We start from the raw sequence: 18,032 nt of genomic DNA, 5'->3' as shown, positions 1-18,032 counted from the left end.
TTGATTGGATCACATCAAATGGATGTACATAATGCTGAAACATCACAGCGTTACGCCCCCATTGCGCTTGTAGCGGAAGACGAAGTCATGCTTCGTGAGCTAATGAGTGATGTGCTACAGAACGAAGGCTTTGAAGTAGCAGCGTTTGGTACGGCTGACGAGGCCCTGAACTTTCTGGAGGGCAAAGCGCTATTGGTAAGTGTGGTCGTATCGAATGTGAGAATGCCCGGACACATCAACGGCATCGACCTGGCGCATATCGTCTCAAAACGCTGGCCTTTTCTTCCAATCGTCTTGATGTCTGGCTATACCGGTCTGGAAATACAACTACCTAAGGATGTGCCTTTTCTACGCAAGCCATGGACAATCGACCAGCTGGCCACTGCTGTCAAAGAGATGAGGCGCTAAGCTAAGCAGCGCTTTCTGATTACAGCCTTTCCTGAATGATGTCAGGCTTCTTCCAGTGCTGAGTACTGTTGGTATCTGACCTCCATCCTGACTAATAGATGATTGATCCTATGCCCCTCGGTTGACGCAACTTCTGCCTGGATCGTCTGAAGCGCTTTACCTACCTACCTAGCTAGCTAGCTTTTTAGATAGGTTTCGTTAGTCTGGTCAGCACTGAGTTTTATATGCGCTTCAACAGCCTCAAAAACGGTAAAGCAAGCCGGCAAGCGGCTAACTCTTCGGGTGTAGATTGCTACCTTGGATGCTATGGGCAGCCTGGTAACGCAAGGCATAGGAATATGCCATAGCGCCTGAAGCAACATATCTCTATAGTTAGCTGAAAAGAAGCCCTCAATGGTTAAGCCTGGGCGACCCGGTTATTGTATTTATGTACCCACTGCTTTGATATCCTCTCTCCATACGCAGCCGAGCTGGCGAAGCACATTCTACTGAGCGGTAAGTCTTTCCATTGGCCAGTTTGTTACTGGCTAATGGGTCTGAGGATGACGCTCAACAATCAAGTTGGGTTATGAACGAAGCCAGGAGCGGCTCAACAATAGCAGCTGCTTTACCAAGCACTTGGGCGCCAGACAGGTAACATCCACCAAGCCCTCTTAGCGATTCACGTTGACGACAAGCCGCCCGCGTATCTTGCCCTGAAGCAAATCAGTGGACGCAGTAATAGCCTCCCCTAGCGTAATTTCGCGTGTTATTTCAGACAGCATAGATAAATCGAGATCTGTCTGCAGGCGGTTCCAGGCCTCCACACGCCGCTCGTAGACCTGGGTGACGCTATTGATACCTAGCAGACTTACCCCGCGAAGAATGAAAGGCGCTACGGTTGCGGGCAGATCCATACCTTGTGCTAGACCACAGGCGGCTACCGCTCCTTCTGCCCGAGTGGCAGCACAGACATTTGCAAGCGTATGGCTACCCACCGAATCAATAGCTCCAGCCCAGCGCTCTTTGGAAAGCGGACGGCCCGGCTCAGACAGTTCGTTGCGGTTGATAACCGATTGGGCGCCAAGCTTTTTAAGGTACTCCGACTCCTCGGGTCTCCCTGTGGCAGCAATGACCGAATAACCGTTACGAGCTAGCAGAGAAACGGCGAAACTACCAACGCCACCATTAGCACCTGTTACCAGGATGTCTCCTTTATCAGGTGTGATTCCATGTCGCTCCAGCGCCCTCAGGCAAAGCATGGCGGTGTATCCGGCAGTACCGATTGCCATGGCCTGGTGTTCGTCGAGCCCGGACGGTAGCGGGATCAGCCAATCACCCTGTACGCTGGCCTTTTGAGCCAGTCCACCCCAATGGCTTTCACCAACGCCCCATCCATTGAGCAGCACTTGGTCTCCAGCCTTGTACCGTGGATGGGTACTTTCCTCAACGATCCCGGCAAAGTCTATTCCAGGCACCATGGGAAATTTGCGCACTACAGGGCTATTCCCTGTTATAGCCAGTCCGTCCTTGAAGTTCAGCGTGCTATAGGAAACACGTACCGTTACATCCCCTTCAGGAAGCTGGTCTTCGCTCATATCAGCCAACCGAGCGTTATAGGTTGATGCATTTTTGTCGATGAGAATTGCTTTAAACATCATGTCTCCTATTTAGACCGATCGTCTTTAATTAGGCAGCAGCAGTTATGCTTTGATGCCATTCAGAAAACCCTCAATAAAACAGTCGAGAGGCTGCACCGTCTGAGACACTCGTGCACGTAGCACAGCGCCTTCCCAGCCAATCCAGAAGTAAGTAGCCAAATCATCACAATTACATCCAGACCGCAGCTGTCCTCTCTTTGCTGCCTCACGAAGGCAGTCAGCTAAACGCCGTTGCCAATCAAGCAAGGTCGCTTCTAGCTGGGAGCGAAAACTATCCGGCAGAACGAGTACTTCCTGTCCAAGATTGCCAACCAAACAGCCGCGTCGAAACTCGTACTTGGCCATACCGACTTTGGCATCCTCTACAAAGTTCTTTAGCCGCTGTATGGGATCAACGCTTTCATCCAATAACCAGCGGTCAAGCTTACGCGCGAAGTAAGCTGCGTAGCTCCTGAGCACTGCCTGCCCAAAGGCTTCCTTGCTATCGAAATAATGATAAAACGAGCCTTTAGGCACCTGTATTCGTTTAAGGACTAAGTCAATGCCTGTGGCGGCAAAGCCTTGCTCGGTAAAGATTTCCATACCCGCATGGATCAAAGCGTCACGCGTATCGGCGTGCTCTCGGGGAATCTTAGGTGGCCGACCTCGGCGGGCCGGTAAGGTACTGGTAGTCATGCCCTTATATTAGACCGATCGTCTTTAAAGTCAATTTTGAATACTGAAAGGCCATTTCTAGATGAGTAGCATCTGAATTTATGGAAAATGGTAGATAGCGGGAACTGATTTAAACAAGGAGCCTTCGAGAAAGGCCCCTTGCTATACACCCTGTTACTTAAGCCAATCCAGATTGACGGCATTAGCCATTGCAAGGAAGCCAGTCTCGTTGGGATGAATATGATCGCCCGAGTCGAACAAGGGGTTCAATCGGGTCGGTCTTTTCGGGTCGCGCATGGTTTTGTCAAAATCGATAACCGCGTCATAGGCCCCGCTCTCACGAATCCACTTGTTTATTTCCTGACGCTTGGCCTCGCCCTGCCGGGTGTAATAACTGCCCCCTTCATACGGTAGAAGCGTAGCACCAATTACCTTTAGACCATGGGTTTTTGCACGGGCAATCAGCTGCTTGTAACCTGCAATGATCTGCTTGGCGCTTACCTTTTCCCGAGAACCGGGCAAATCCGAATAGCCAATGTCGTTGATGCCTTCGAGTAATATCAGATGCGTAACGCCAGGCTGCGCGATGACATCTCGATCGAAGCGTGACAGTGCGCTTGGTCCCACCTGCTCGTGCAGGATGCGGTTGCCGCTAATGCCGAGATTAAGAACACCCTTGGTATTGATATCGGATCGGTTCAACAGGCGGCGAGCCAGATAGTCAGTCCAACGGTTGTTTGTATCTACCGCGGCATTGAGACCATCTGTAATCGAGTCGCCAAATGCGACAACAGCTGTGGTGTCCTTATGGGTCAGAATATCCACACCCGTTAGGAAGTACCATGAAGTGCTGGTCGACTTTGTTTGTAACGCGCGCGCTTTCGTATGGTTGCCGGAGGTAGAAATATAGTTGGTCTGCTTGCCCAACGTATGTACGGTTTTAGCTTCGGTCTGCTCTGGTAGATAAAGGCTGATAGCCAGATCGGCTTGTGAAGAGAACCGCATGTCTACAGGATCGCTGTACATCACCGCTCCAGGCGGGATTGTCGTCGAGGATATTCCTCCAAACGTCAAGGGCCGGTCTGTATCGGGGTTGATGGTGTTCTTACCAGCACTCAATGCAACCCGGGCCTCGCCAATCACCAGCGGAGTTTTGCCCAAGGCATTGGATAAGCGAACCCGAAACTTATAGCCTCCAATAGAGGTATGAACGATCTGGCGTATCGTCTGATTGTTCACCCTGACAACGGTCTCTTTCGAGCCGGCAGAAGCACCGTTGGCTTGTGGAGCCGCGGCCCAGCTTCCAACCCAATGAGGACTTTGCGGCTGAGCCGCCAGCGAATAATTACCCGCCATTAGAAGCGCTGCCGCCAGGGTGGACATTGACCACCGTTTTAGGGATTTCCTGTGAGCGGCTGCAAAAACATTAGCGTTATTTTTAGTATGGAACTCAACCACGTTTCGTTTCCTGCTTTTCTATAAACCCGACCAACGCTAGACGCTAAACCCGCTCCTGTCCAAAAACGCGGCTGCGCTTGTTCAATAAAGTAGTGCTATTTCAATAAATTAGCGTCGGTTTACCTGAAGCAGGCAGCTCATGCGGCATAAATAATTAATCCGCTGAGGTACAGAGGTAATCTTGGCGGTGGCAGAAAACAAACATGCGCATAAAGCAATCAGGCAGCTACTGCTATATTACCTTTTTTAGCAACATTCCGACATCCATATACATTTATACCTTTGTGTCCTCCTTTAACTTAGTGCTGAGACAAGGCCTTATGCAGTAGGACAAATAGGATACTGCTTTAAGGAATACCCTAGTGAAGCTACACCTGATTTAAGGCATTGCTCAAACAGGTCCACTCACGCCAGCAAAACACGCCAAATCGTGCATAAATTCTGACTTAATAATTACTTATTGCATGTTTATGCGTCTTTATGCATGATTGATAGATCAACTGAGTACACGATCATGCCTATTCTTAAAGATATTCTTCCTCATGAACGTCAGTCCGTGATTCTCCAGCGCCTGGATTCTCAGGGGCGGGTCATCGCAGCGGATCTGGCAAAAGAAATGAGCGTTTCTGAAGACTCGATTCGCAGAGATCTACGCGAACTGGCTCAAAGAGGACTATGCCGTCGAGTATATGGGGGCGCCTTGTCTGTTGCCCCTGACCCCGGCCCGTTAAATAAACGTATTCAAAACAGCACACCTATCCTCTCGGTGCTGGCCGAAGCAGCGGCAGCATTGGTCGTTCCAGGCCAGACGATTTTTCTGGATGCAGGCTCAACCAACCGGGCAATTGCATTGGCCCTTCCTTCACAGGCCAACCTCACAGTCATCACCAACGCGCCCGCTATTGGCGAAGCACTACTGAGCAAGCCTGGGGTAGAGACGATCCTGATTGGGGGCCGCCTCGACTCAAAAGCGGGTGGCAGTCTGGGGGCAAAAGCACTAAGGGAAATCCAGGCTATTCACGCAGACATTTATTTCATGGGGGCCTGCGCGCTCAGCTTTGAAACGGGCGTGACGGCATTCAACTTCGAGGAAGCGGAGCTCAAGCGCGCCCTGGTGAACGCGGCCAACGCCACGGTTATTACCCTGTCTGCCGATAAATTCGACACCCTGGCGCCCTATCAGGTGATCCCCAGCGAGGCGATCGATCATTTGGTGATTGAAACAAACAACCAGGTCGAGCCGCGCCTGAAGGCATTTCGAAAATCAGGCTGCTCGGTACAGACCGTACACATTCAGGAGGCGCTATGAAGATTGCACACGTTGCCCTATGGACACTTGATCTTGAGCGGGCCGCCGATTTCTGGCATCAGACCTTTAGCGCCCGCATCGGTCAGCCTTACCACAGCCAGACCAACAAAGGCTTCATTTCTCGCTTCGTCACTCTAGAGGACGGACCGACTATCGAACTGATGACGCATCCGAGACTGAACCAAGCCCCCATCTCTTCAGACACACCTGTAACAGGCTGGGCCCATATCGCCATCTCGCTGGGATCGGAAGACGCCGTCAGGAAACTTGCTGAGCATATGGACGGCGAACAGGCGCTAGTATCCGCGCCACGCTGGACGGGCGATGGCTTCTTCGAAGCGGTAATCCGGGATCCCGATGGCAATCTAATCGAAATAACGGCCTGATCGTTTGATCTTCTTGGCCGCGCTGCTGAATATCAACAATACCGCTAGCTTGTAGCTTACACATTCGGCCTCGCTTATTCAGACAGCGAGGCCGATTTCCAGAGGCCTTCTCAAGAACCTAGGCATCTCAGGATCTCTCACACCGGGTAGCCTCAATGCTTTACACAGTGGTACGTATCAACTAACAACCATCCTTTGAAAAGCAGAAATAAAAATAGTTAAGCCTTGGCGCGCAAACCGTATTCCTGCCACGGTCAGTCGGAGTATGATCCGCGCCCCGACCTGTTAATGGAACTAACATGCGCCTCAAAGGGATATTACTCAGCGCGATTCTGTGCCTACTTGCCGCCTGCGACGCCTCTCAGGATGCGCCAACGGGATCTACATCCAAGACCGCGCCTGAATCATCCGGATCGTCTGCATCTGCGACTATTGATGCTAAAACAGCCGAATCGGCACCGGTATCAAAAACTCAGGATATTGCCCAGACAGCCGAGCGATACGCTGGCCGAGCATTGACTGTGGTTGACGCCTCTGAGATTCAGCTGGACGGTGCCAGCACTTTGTCGGTTACGTTTTCAGTCCCCTTGCAACGCGAACAGGCATTTCATCAGTACCTTCATCTGGCAGACAAGACCGCCGGCCCGGTTGATGGCGCCTGGGAACTGTCGGATAACCAGATGGAGCTTCGGCTGCGCCATTTGCAGCCCAAGCGTGAGCTTACTCTGACCATTGATGCGGGCCTAAAAGCCATCAATGGCAACGCGCTGAATGCCCCTTACACCACCTCACTCAACACGCGAAACATTACCCCAAGCGTTGGCTTCGCCAGTCGTGGCTCACTCCTGCCAACACGACTGGCCGAGGGGCTTCCGGTCATTGCCCTGAACGTCGATAAAATCAATGTCGACTTTTTTCGCATCAAGCCCGATGCGCTGCCAGCCTTCCTTGCCAAGTGGGGTAATCGAGCCACAATGGGGTATTGGGAGTCGAGCGAAATACTGCCAATGGCAGAGCTGGTCTATACCGGCCGATTCAACCTGTCACCCAAGTTGAATACCCGGGAAACCGTACTGCTGCCCCTGACTGGGATAGAGTCCCTCAAAGAAAGCGGCGTTTATTTGGCCGTGATGCAACAGGCCGGCAAATACGACTATCAACAGTCGACTACGCTGCTGACGTTGAGCGATATCGGCTTGTCGGCCCATCACTATAGGGATCGGATCGATGTCTTCACTCAAGCGCTAAATGGCGGACAGCCACTGGGCAAGATTGCCATTCGGGTACTGGGTAAAGACAGTGCAGTTCTGGCTGAAACCCAGACCGATGCCCAAGGACATGCGCAGCTTACCGTCAACGGTAACGCACGTGTGCTGCTGGCTCAGCATGATGGGCAAACCAGCCTGCTGCGACTGGATAACCCCGCATTGGATCTGGCTGAATACAAGATCGATGGCCCACGGCAACAGCCTCAACAGTTCTTTGTATTCGGACCTCGTGACCTGTATCGACCCGGCGAGACCGTGCTGCTGAACGCACTGTTACGCGACGGAGACGGACATGCGCTGCCACCACACCCGGTCCCGGTCGAGGTTCGTCGGCCGGATAACCAGACGAGCCGTCGCTTCGTCTGGAAGCCTGATGCAAATGGTCTTTACCAATATGAACTGCAACTGGGCGAAGAAGCACCTACTGGCCGCTGGCAACTGGTCATGCAGGTAGACGGGGCTACGCCTCAACTGTATGAGTTTTCCGTCGAAGATTTCCTTCCAGAGCGCATGGCGCTTGAGCTCAAGGGTGAAGACGCGCCGCTGGCTCCCGATGAACCATTTGAAGTCAGCGTGACCGGCCGCTACCTGTACGGAGCACCCGCGAATGGCAATACCCTCTCCAGCCAGCTGTATGTCAGACCACTTCGCGAAGCCGTGGCAACCCTGCCGGGTTATCAGTTCGGCTCCATTACCGAGGCCGACCTTAGCCAGGACCTTGACCTGGATGACCTGACGCTGGATACCAAAGGACGCGGACTTCTTTCCCAGGATACCCGTTGGAGCGAAGCGCGCTCGCCCCTGCAGTTGATTTTGCAGTCCAGCCTGCAGGAGTCAGGCGGCAGACCGGTAACACGTCGTCTTGTCCAACCGGTCTGGCCCGCTCAACACCTTCCCGGAATTCGCCCTTTATTCAATGACGGCGAGGTCGATGCAGATAGCCAGGCGGGCTTTGAGATCGTTATGGCCAACGCGCAGGGTAAGAAACTACAGGCCAGCCAGCTACGGGTCCGTTTGGTCCGTGAACGAAGGGACTATTACTGGGGTTTTTCTGATGATGAAGGCTGGAGTAGTCGTTACAACGAAAAAGCCATCACCATGTCTGAAGAGACGATCGATATTGCGGCAAACGGTTCAGCGAAGGTTAGTTTTCCTGTGGAATGGGGTCCTTACCGGGTCGAAGTGGAAGACCCGGAGACCGACCTGGTAAGCAGTATTCGGTTCTGGGCAGGCTATCGGTGGCAGGACAACACCGACAACGGAAGCGTACGGCCTGACCAGGTCAAGCTTTCGCTCGACCGTCCAGCCTACACCGTGGGCGATCAGGCTCGCATCACTGTTACGCCTCCTACAGCAGGCAATGGTTATCTGCTCGTGGAGTCCGCCGAGGGTCCGCTCTGGTGGCAGCCTATCGAAGTGCCGGAAGGCGGCAAGACGTTTGATGTGCCCGTCGCCAAGGATTGGTCTCGTCATGATCTGTATGTCACTGCGCTGGTTATACGCCCAGGTGAGGCCAAGACAGGCGTTACCCCCAAGCGTGCGGTAGGCCTGCTCCATCTCCCGCTGGACCGTGAGGCTCGTCGCCTGAACCTGACGGTGAATACACCTGAACGCATGGAGCCGGGGCAACCATTAAAGGTCCGCCTGCAGGCACGCAACGCCGATGGATCGATTCCTCAACAGGCGCACGTTCTGGTGTCGGCTGTCGATACCGGTGTTTTGAGCATCACTCGATATATCACACCGGACCCCTTCTCAGCCTTCTTTGGCCGTAAGGCCTACACGGCCGATCAGTTCGATGTGTATGGCCAGCTGATCGAGGCAGGCCGTGGCCGCCTGGCAGCCATGGCTTTTGGTGGTGACGCGGACCTGTCGGCCGGCGGCAAGCGGCCCCCTACCAAGGTGAAAATTCTCTCTGAGCAGAGTCAGGCAGTAACCTTCGATGCAGAAGGTAATGCCGAGGTAAGCCTGCCGGTTGAAGATTTCAACGGTGAGCTGCGCGTCATGGCTCAAGCCTGGACAGAAGATCGGTTCGGGGCGGGTGAAAGCAAGGTCACTGTTGCGGCACCTCTGGTGGCTGAGTTGGCTGCACCTCGCTTTCTTGCAAGCGGTGACGAAACGACATTGGCCCTGGATGTGACAAACCTTTCCGGACGCGCTCAGCAGCTAACGGTCAAAACCGAGGTTTCAGGACGTCTGGCGCTGCAGGAAACCGTTGATAAGCCCCTTGCCCTGAAAGAAGGACAACGCGTAACACTCAAGGTACCGGTAAAAGCGCTTGGGGGTTACGGGACAGGCAAGGTTACCGTTCGGATCACGGGATTGGTGATGCCAGAGGGTAGCTCATCGCTGTCCCGCGACTGGACGCTAGGTGTTCGCCCGGCCTATCCGGCACGCCGTGACCAATTCTCTGTCGCGCTGGACGCCAGCACACCCTCCTGGAGCTTACCGGCATCGGTGCTTGAAGCCTATGCTCCAGAAACGCGGGAAGCCATGCTGGCAGTATCCAGCCAGCCACCGCTTAATCTGGCCGAGCATATCAAGGCACTTGAGGCCTACCCATACGGATGTCTCGAACAGACCACCAGTGGGCTTTACCCCTCCCTTTATGCGGACGCCGAGTCACTCAAGCGCCTCGGCATTCAGGGTGAGCAGGAGAGCGACCGCCGCCGCAAGATCGAGGTGGGAATCGATCGACTGCTAGGAATGCAACGATACTCGGGCGGCTTCGGTCTCTGGAGCGCAGAAAGTTCAGAAGAGTACTGGCTGACAGCGTATGTCACTGACTTCCTGCTACGGGCTCGGGAGCGAGGCTTTGCTGTACCCGCTGAACCTCTTAACAAGGCAACACAACGGCTGCTGCGCTATCTGCAAGACCCTAATCAGATCGATGTAGGGTATAGCGAAAACGCCACCCACGACCGCTTTGCCGTTCAGGCCTATGCGGCTTATGTACTGGCACGTAGCAAACAGGCACCGCTTGGCGCACTGCGTAGCCTGTACGATCGCCGTGAGGCTGCAGCGTCCGGCCTGCCCTTGGCCCATCTTGCCATCGCCCTGCAGCGCATGGGTGACAATGACCGGGCAATGCAAGCACTGACGGCCGGACTTGCACAGGTTCGCGCCTCAAAGGCCTGGTTCCATGACTACGGTAGTGTCTTGCGTGACGAGGCGCAGATTTTCGCACTGCTCGAAGAAAATGACCTGGCGGCAGACCAACGTACCCAACGTCTGTTTGCGCTGGCGGAAGAGTTGTCTACTCATCAGTGGCTGTCGACGCAAGAACGAAACTGGCTGTATCTCGCGGGTCGTTCGATCATGAGTAAACCGGCCCAGCCCTGGAAGGTCGAATTAACTCTCGCAGGAGTCCCGCGCGAACTGGCCGATAACCGCGACGTGACGCAGCACATCGATGGTGCCGAACTCAATACACCGCTTTCGGTACGCAACACGGGTGATGCGGTGGTGTACCAGCAAATGACTGTGACCGGTTATGGGATGCAGGCGCCGGCGCCTACCAGCGAAAACCTGAGCATCGAGCGCAGCTACCTGGGGATGGATGGCCGTCCGGTCAATCTGTCCCAACTCCATAGTGGCGAACTTGTGCTTGTGCACCTTGCCGTACGGGCTCATCAACGTGTACCCGATGCGCTGGTGGTCGACCTGCTACCGGCAGGACTTGAGCTGGAAAACCAGAACCTGGCACAAAGCGCAGCCAGCCTGGATGACGCCGGCAGCAACGTTCGTGAATGGGTAAAGGCGATGCAGAACGGTACGCTCAAGCATCAGGAGTACCGAGATGATCGTTATGTTGCCGCCGTAGATGTCAACGGCTATGGCACCACGCATCTGGTATACCTGGCGCGGGCCGTTACACCAGGACGCTACCTCGTTCCGCCACCCCAGGTGGAGTCCATGTATCGCCCTGCCTGGCAAGCGCTGGGGGCTACCCCTGATCAACTGGTTGTTCTGCCGCGTTAAGCGGCAGACCTCCCGAGTTGTGTAGCCATGAAAAAAGGCCTGCACGCCGCAAAGTACTGGTCTCGTCTCGCGCTGAGCCTTTTTTCAGTGCTTGCTGCAATGTTATGGTTGGCTGACCAGCTTTGGCCGCTACCTGTACCTGACGATGGGCTTGCCCATGTCATTCTGGCCGAAGACGGCGAGCCGCTCTACCGGTTCGCTGATGGGCAAGGTATCTGGCGCTATCCTGCTACGCCAGATACCGTTTCGCCCTACTACCTCGACGCGTTACTGGCGTATGAAGACCGTTGGTTCTATCAGCACCCCGGCATCAATCCGGCTGCGCTTGCACGTGCCGCCTGGCTGAATCTCTCAAGCGGACGGGTCGTCTCGGGAGGTAGCACGCTATCCATGCAGGTTGCCCGTTTGCTCGATCCACACTCGCGGACTCTGGCGGGAAAACTTCGCCAGCTGTTTCGGACCGCTCAGCTTGAGTGGCACCTGTCCAAACAGGAAATCCTCACGCTGTACCTCAACCGTGCACCCTTCGGCGGCACATTGGAAGGAGTCGCCGCCGCCAGCTGGACTTATCTTGGCAAGTCACCTGTCAACCTTACACGTGCCGAAGCAGCACTACTTGCGGTATTGCCACAAGCGCCCAGTCGTTTGAGGCCGGATCGCTTTCCCGAACGAGCACAGGCGGCGCGAGACAAAGTGCTCGCTCGACTGGACAGCGAAGGGGTATGGCCTGCCAAAGCGGTAAAAGAGGCGATGGAAGAACCTGTGTGGCTGGCGCCCCGGCAATCGCCTGACCAGGCACCGCTGCTGGCTCGTCGGCTGAATACGCCAGGAGAGTCGCCAGCGATCCACACGACCATCGACATTACCTTGCAACGGCGCCTCGAATCGCTGCTCCTTGATTGGCGGGCCCGTCTACCGGAGCGCACTTCAGCTGCAATTATTGTGGTTGATACCGGGAGCATGGCGGTAAAGGCATACCTGGGCTCTGTCGATATCACGGATGATCGGCGGTTTGGCCATGTCGACATGGTATCAGCCATACGATCACCCGGCTCCACGCTCAAGCCCTTCCTGTATGCCCAGGCGCTGGACGCAGGTCTGATCCACTCGGAATCCTTGCTGCAAGATGTCCCTCGACGCTTTGGCGATTACCGGCCCGGGAATTTCTCTTCAGGCTTCAGTGGCCCCGTCTCTGCCAGCGAGGCGTTACATCGGTCGCTCAATCTCCCTGCGGTGCAATTGCTCGAGGCTTATGGCTCCAAGCGGTTTTCCGGTGAACTGCTTGGTGCAGGCGTCCCACTCTTTTATCCTCGAGGCGCTGAGCCCAATCTCTCATTGATACTAGGCGGTGTCGGCGCTCGACTGGAAGACCTGGTCAGTGGTTATAGCGCCTTCGCGCGCGAGGGAAAGGTAGCCCGCCTGCGGTTTCGTCCAGAAGAGCCTGTGATGGAAAGACGGTTGATGTCGCCCGGTGCTGCCTGGATCGTTCGGCGTATGCTGGCCGACCGCTCAGATCCCCTCTTGGATGAAGCCCAACTGCCTCCAGCGCTGGCTTACAAGACGGGAACCAGCTATGGTTTTCGGGATGCGTGGTCGATCGGCATTACGCCAGGTTATGTTATTGGCGTCTGGATCGGTCGCCCTGACGGCACACCGGTAGCAGGTCAGTTTGGCCTTGCTTCAGCCGCCCCGCTGCTCTTTCAGGTCAACGATATATTGCTCAATCGGGATAATCAGCGAGGACGTCTCTCCCCCATACAGACCAGACCAGCAAGCGTCGGGGTGGAATCCATCTGTTGGCCTGGGGGACAACCGCTTCCGGCCGATGATGAAAACTGTCGAGTCCGACGTTGGGCTTTCACGCTGGACAAACAGACGCCTCCCACAATGCAAGCTCCTGACCAGCCCTTGGGTCAAGGCCTGGATGAGACCTATTGGGTCAACGAGGCAGGCAAGCAGGTGGCACCCTCATGTTCTGGCGCACGTCCGGTACGTTTCCTGGCTTGGCCTGCGTCCCTCGAACCTTGGCTGGCCGCGCGCGAGCGACGCACGTCCCGTCTGCCATCAATCGATTCAAGCTGTGCGCCTACCCTTGGCACTGCAGCCAGTCCGTTACAAATTACCGGGCTACGTGATGGTGCACGATTACAGGCGCCTGCCGGACAATCCGAACCCGTTTCCATCACCGTAACCGCGCAGGGTGGTGAAGGTTCACGCTGGTGGTTCGTCAACGGCGAACCGGTGGCAGAGCAATCGGAACAATTGAGTTACACGTTTCCCAGGCCGGGAGCTTACGAGATCAGCGTACTGGATGATTCCGGACAGACCGAGCATGTGAATGTAACTGTAGTGCGGTAGCGGCTTTATGTCTTACGCATTAAGCCTCTGATGCATGAAAGCGTTTACGGTATTCGGCTGGAGTAATGCCCACGTGTTTCATGAAGGCTCGGCGCAACGTATCGGTGCTGGCAAAGCCGACCTTGGTAGCGACTTGCTTGGGCACATCGCCCTGCTCTTCCAAAAGCAAACGAGCGGCGCTTATGCGCGCACGCTCTACCCATACCGCAGGCGTTTCACCGATTTCAGCTGAAAACAATCGCGCAAAATGTCGGGGACTCATACCTGCATGAGCCGCTAACGCGTCGACTGACAACGGTGACGACAGGTTCGCCATGGCCCACCGTTGTGTTTCCTGCAGAACAGACCGACCGCCAACACTGGACTGTCCATGCCGGCTGAACTGGAGCTGCCCTCCGGGTCGCTTGAAATACATAACCAGCTGAGAAGCCACCTGTCTTGCAATGTCCAGGCCCAAGTCTTCTTCTACCAGTGCCAGGGCAAGATCGAGACCTGCCGTCACCCCAGCTGATGTTCTCAATTTACCGTCTCGAATATACATAGCATCCTCTTCGACCTGGACGCTGGGATATGCCTGTGCCAGCGCGGGTGCGCAAGCCCAATGAGTAGTGACACGACGCCCCTCGAGCAAGCCACTGTGAGCCAAAACAAATGCACCTGTACAGACAGAACCAAAGCGCCGCGCACGCTTTGCTGCACCGCGTATCCACGCCAGAGTTATCGGGTCCGGCTTGAGATTGGAGATATGCGGTGCCCCTGCGACAAGAACAGTGTCATAGCGCTCCGGCTGTTCATTGACAACGCCGTCTGCATACAGACGTGCACCTGACGAACTTTGGACGGGACCTGACTTAAGCCCAATTACCCTGCACAGGTAGGAGGAGCCTCCTGATTCAAGGTTAGCCTGTGCGAAAACATCCAAAGGACCCGCCACATCGAGCAGCTGCACACCGGGAAGTGCCAGGATGGCGACAAGTCTGGTCATTGAAGTCCTCTACACGTCTGTCTCAGACGGATAATGGCAGGATTTAACGCAATACTGCAATTGAGGACATACCGACAACAGGTGAAACTTTGTTTTCCACCCTTTGCCGGAGAGTTTGCATGAGTATTAATATTGATGGCGTTAGCATCCCCGATACTGCATTGACTCGGGAAATTACTGAGATTGTTCGAGATACCGCCTCTCCCCTCCTCTTTCACCATTCCAGCCGGGTCTATTACTTCGCGGCGCTGGCCGGGCAAAAGCGCGGCTTAACATACGATGCGGAGCTTTTGTATTGCGGCTGCATGTTCCATGACATGGGCCTGACGCATCAGCACAGCAGCGCCTGCGAGCGCTTTGAGGTAGACGGTGCCAACGCGGCCAGGGCATTTCTGGCAAGCCACGGGATAAACCAACAGGATATCGATACCGTCTGGGCCTCAATTGCACTGCATACCACGCCGGGCATTCCCCAGCACATGCATCCGCTGATTGCCCTGGTCACGGCAGGCGTAGAGATGGACGTGCTAGGGCTAACCTACCCGGAATACAGCGATGAGCAACGACAAGCAATCGTCAATGCCCATCCTCGAGGCAATCGTTTCAAGGAAGAGATCATTCAGGCCTTTTACGAGGGAATAAAACACAAACCTCAGACTACGTTCGGCAATGTCAAGGCAGATGTTATCGCTGACAAAGACCCTCAATTCGCTCCCCTGAATTTCTGCAGCGTCATTCGAAACTCTCAATGGGCCAGTTAGTGTGACGCCTGGAGATGAAACCAGCCAGGCTGGTTTCATCTCGGTCTGATCGACTGAATCCTCAACAGCCTTTTCTGAAATCCGTACCTATAACCCTCATGTTCACGCGGCCACCAACTAGGCGCATGAGCACGTCGGCAGGAATGCCGCACGGCTTCTTCCGCTCAGCTTTTGAAGGATCTTATCCGTACCACATCGCTTTTGGGGACGATGAAATCCCTTCTACTGCAAAGTCTTTACGTTACGCCGCTTGATTTTGAGATGTATAAAAGACAGGCTAAATAGCAGGTCTAAACAGCCATTTCGATCACTCGGCGGGCATTTGCCCCTGCAATTCCTTCTCCTCTAGGGCTAAACGCTAACGTATGATGGGTAAGCAGTCTTGTCTCGTGGGAGGCGGTCAGGCAGGTGAACGATTACGGGCCGTTGATTGGCAGAACACTCCATTAGGCCCTGTCGAAGGTTGGCCCCTGTCGCTTCAGGCAGCCATCAGAATAGTACTCAGCTCCGACTTTCCCATGATGGTGCACTGGGGTCCGGATCTGATTACCTTTTACAACGATGCCTACGCTCCAAGTCTGGGTAACAAGCACCCTGGAAATCTTGGAAGACCCGCCAAGGAATGGTGGTTTGAGATGTGGGATCAGCTGACTCCGATTTTTGATCATGTCCTCTCGGGGAAGGCTTATTTTGTAGAGGATGCCCGATACACACCCAATCGCAACGGGGTACAGCAGGAAGCATTCTTCACGCACTGCCATAGCCCGTTATGGGATGACGATGGTCATGTCGCAGGTATTTTTCTGGTTGTGACGGAAACGACGGGCCGTATCGTGGCCGAGCGCAAGCTGCTTCAGGCCAATGCTGATTTGGAGCGGCAAGTGCTGGCTGCAAAATCCAGCGAGGCGCGCCTGAGCGCCTTTGTCAGTGCATCATCCGAGGGGCTGTATTCCATGAGTGGGGATTGGCAGGAGATGCACGAGCTGAAGGGACGTGGCTTTTTGAAGGATACATCCTCGCCCAATCCGAACTGGTTGACCGATTATATTCCCGTTGACGAGCAGCCCCGCGTGAAGGCAACTTTCAACGAAGCGATAACCTCCAGGAAGTTGTTTAGCCTGGAGCATCAGGTCAAGCGCGTTGATGGCAGTATAGGCTGGGTGCAATCACGAGCCATACCGTTTCTTGATGCGGCGGGTGATATTACTGAGTGGTTTGGCGCAGTAAGCGACATTACCGTTCGCCGCCATGCAGACGAAGTCCTGCAAGGACAGAAAAAGAATCTTGAGCATCAGGTAACCGAGCGAACCATAGAGCTGAATCACCTCTGGGAGATTTCGCCCGACCTTTTGCTGGTGATCGATTACGAGGGCATTTTCCGTAAGGTCAACCCCGCCTGGACACGTATCCTGGGTTATGAACCGGAAGAACTGCTCGGACAGAACGTCAGTGAACTCGTGATACCCGATACCGCTCTTTCGCCGCTGGAAGCCTATGAACGAGCTGCACGCGGCGAGCTGTCTGAAATGGAGAATCGCTATCGCCATAAGGATGGCTCCACCCGTTGGTTTTCCTGGGTTGCGGCGCCCTCTGCCGGGCAGATCTATGCAACCGGACGGGATATCACGGCAGCAAAGGCAGCAGAAGCCGAGCTGGCTTCGATGCAGGAAGCCTTGCGTCATGCACAAAAGATGGAAGCCGTCGGCCAGCTGACAGGCGGTGTCGCCCATGACTTCAATAACCTGCTGGCTGGCATTTCCGGGTCAGTGGATATGATGCAGATCCGTATACAGCAGGGAAGACTGAATGATCTAGAGCGCTATCTGGGCATGGCCCAAAACGGTCTCAAGCGTGCGGCGTCGCTTACCCACCGTCTCCTGGCTTTTTCACGGCGCCAGACGCTGGATCCCAAGCCGACCCGTATCGGACAGCTGGTTTTGGGTATGCAGGAGCTGATTCAAAGTACGGTAGGCCCTGCGACGCCCGTAAGAATGAATACCCCAGAGGAGTTGTGGTCTGCGCTGGTCGATGCACCTCAACTTGAAAACTCCCTACTTAACCTGTGCATCAATGCTCGCGACGCGATGCCTCAAGGCGGGCGTATCCTCGTTGAAATGGCCAACCATTCTCTTGATGAGTACGCGGCGCGACAGCACGATCTACCGCCGGGAGACTATCTCACGCTCAGTGTTACCGACAGCGGAACCGGGATGCCTCCCACGGTCATTGAGCGGGCGTTCGAGCCATTCTTTACAACAAAGCCAATCGGAAAAGGCACCGGCCTAGGATTGTCCATGGTCTATGGCTTTGTCCAGCAATCGGGCGGACAGGTCCGAATCAATTCACGACTAGGCGAAGGCACTACGGTCTGTGTCTACCTGCCTCGTTACTATGGCAATGCTATCACCCCCTTGACCGGCTTTGCCGAAGCTACAGAGTTTCCCCGCTCAGAGCCGGGCGAGACCGTTCTAGTAGTAGATGATGAGCCTACGGTTCGTACGTTGATCATGGAAATTCTTGAAGACCTTGGGTACATCGCCCTCGAAGCTGGCGACGGTGCAGCTAGCCTGGAGATATTGCACTCGGATAGGCGCATCGATTTGTTAATTACCGATGTAGGCTTGCCAGGTGGCCTGAACGGCCGACAGGTCGCTGATGCAGCACGGGTTTGGCGCCCTGGCCTCAAGGTTCTGTTCATTACCGGCTACGCCGAAAAAAGCCTGCTGAGCGAAGGGCAAATGGAGCCGGGCATGGCGGTGTTAACCAAGCCTTTCGCCATGGACATAATGGCTACACGCATTCGTACCATGATCGAGTCATGAAG

General features: G+C 54.8%; 11 protein-coding genes. 7 read left to right on the top strand and 4 right to left on the bottom strand.

All coding sequences use genetic code 11. The features are described 5' to 3' along the window. Positions 1–18: 18 nt before the first annotated feature. Positions 19–408 (top strand): response regulator, encoded by a 390-nt coding sequence (locus GM154_RS21745; protein WP_074828994.1) that lies wholly within the window; start codon positions 19–21, stop codon positions 406–408. A 653-nt stretch (positions 409–1,061) separates the two neighbouring features. Here the strand turns inward: GM154_RS21745 and GM154_RS21740 are convergent. The 3 genes from GM154_RS21740 to GM154_RS21730 all read right to left on the bottom strand — a co-directional run bounded on the left by GM154_RS21740 (position 1,062) and on the right by GM154_RS21730 (position 4,085). After that, positions 1,062–2,045, bottom strand: a complete 984-nt coding sequence (locus GM154_RS21740; protein WP_219653327.1) for an MDR family oxidoreductase — start codon at positions 2,043–2,045, stop codon at positions 1,062–1,064. A gap of 45 nt (positions 2,046–2,090) precedes the next feature. After that, positions 2,091–2,723 (bottom strand): TetR/AcrR family transcriptional regulator, encoded by a 633-nt coding sequence (locus GM154_RS21735; RefSeq protein ID WP_219653326.1) that lies wholly within the window; start codon positions 2,721–2,723, stop codon positions 2,091–2,093. Positions 2,724–2,876: 153 nt separating this feature from the next. Continuing rightward, positions 2,877–4,085: an SGNH/GDSL hydrolase family protein gene (locus GM154_RS21730; protein WP_219653325.1), complete on the bottom strand. Its 1,209-nt coding sequence runs from the start codon at positions 4,083–4,085 to the stop codon at positions 2,877–2,879. Between the two features lie 589 nt (positions 4,086–4,674). Between GM154_RS21730 and GM154_RS21725 the strand changes: the two genes are divergently transcribed. From GM154_RS21725 to pbpC, 4 genes are all read left to right on the top strand, one after another. Beyond that, positions 4,675–5,469, top strand: a complete 795-nt coding sequence (locus GM154_RS21725) for a DeoR/GlpR family DNA-binding transcription regulator (protein ID WP_125889108.1) — start codon at positions 4,675–4,677, stop codon at positions 5,467–5,469. Continuing rightward, the gene (locus GM154_RS21720) at positions 5,466–5,855 is read left to right on the top strand and encodes a VOC family protein (RefSeq protein ID WP_125889109.1); all 390 of its coding nucleotides are present in this window, start codon (positions 5,466–5,468) and stop codon (positions 5,853–5,855) included. The genes GM154_RS21725 and GM154_RS21720 overlap by 4 nt, the downstream gene beginning before the upstream one ends. A gap of 299 nt (positions 5,856–6,154) precedes the next feature. Beyond that, positions 6,155–11,104 carry an alpha-2-macroglobulin gene (locus GM154_RS21715; RefSeq protein WP_219653324.1) on the top strand — a complete coding sequence of 1,650 codons (4,950 nt, stop codon included), beginning with the start codon at positions 6,155–6,157 and terminating at the stop codon, positions 11,102–11,104. Between the two features lie 27 nt (positions 11,105–11,131). After that, the gene (gene pbpC, locus GM154_RS21710; protein WP_219653323.1) at positions 11,132–13,462 is read left to right on the top strand and encodes a peptidoglycan glycosyltransferase PbpC; all 2,331 of its coding nucleotides are present in this window, start codon (positions 11,132–11,134) and stop codon (positions 13,460–13,462) included. 19 nt (positions 13,463–13,481) lie between these two features. Here pbpC and GM154_RS21705 read toward each other — a convergent pair whose 3' ends face one another. Next, positions 13,482–14,447: a GlxA family transcriptional regulator gene (locus GM154_RS21705; protein WP_219653322.1), complete on the bottom strand. Its 966-nt coding sequence runs from the start codon at positions 14,445–14,447 to the stop codon at positions 13,482–13,484. 119 nt (positions 14,448–14,566) lie between these two features. Here GM154_RS21705 and GM154_RS21700 point away from each other — a divergent pair, with 119 nt between their 5' ends. After that, positions 14,567–15,208, top strand: coding sequence for an HD domain-containing protein (locus tag GM154_RS21700; protein WP_219653321.1), 642 nt, complete (start codon positions 14,567–14,569; stop codon positions 15,206–15,208). Between the two features lie 365 nt (positions 15,209–15,573). After that, a complete protein-coding gene (locus GM154_RS21695; RefSeq protein ID WP_219653320.1) occupies positions 15,574–18,030 on the top strand; it encodes a PAS domain S-box protein in 2,457 nt (818 codons plus the stop codon). The last annotated feature ends 2 nt before the right edge of the window (positions 18,031–18,032 follow it).

The organism is Pseudomonas sp. MAG002Y (genome assembly GCF_019400845.1).
In the GTDB taxonomy this organism is placed as follows: Bacteria; Pseudomonadota; Gammaproteobacteria; order Pseudomonadales; family Pseudomonadaceae; genus Chryseomonas; species Chryseomonas luteola.
This window is presented reverse-complemented; position numbering and strand designations above follow the sequence as displayed.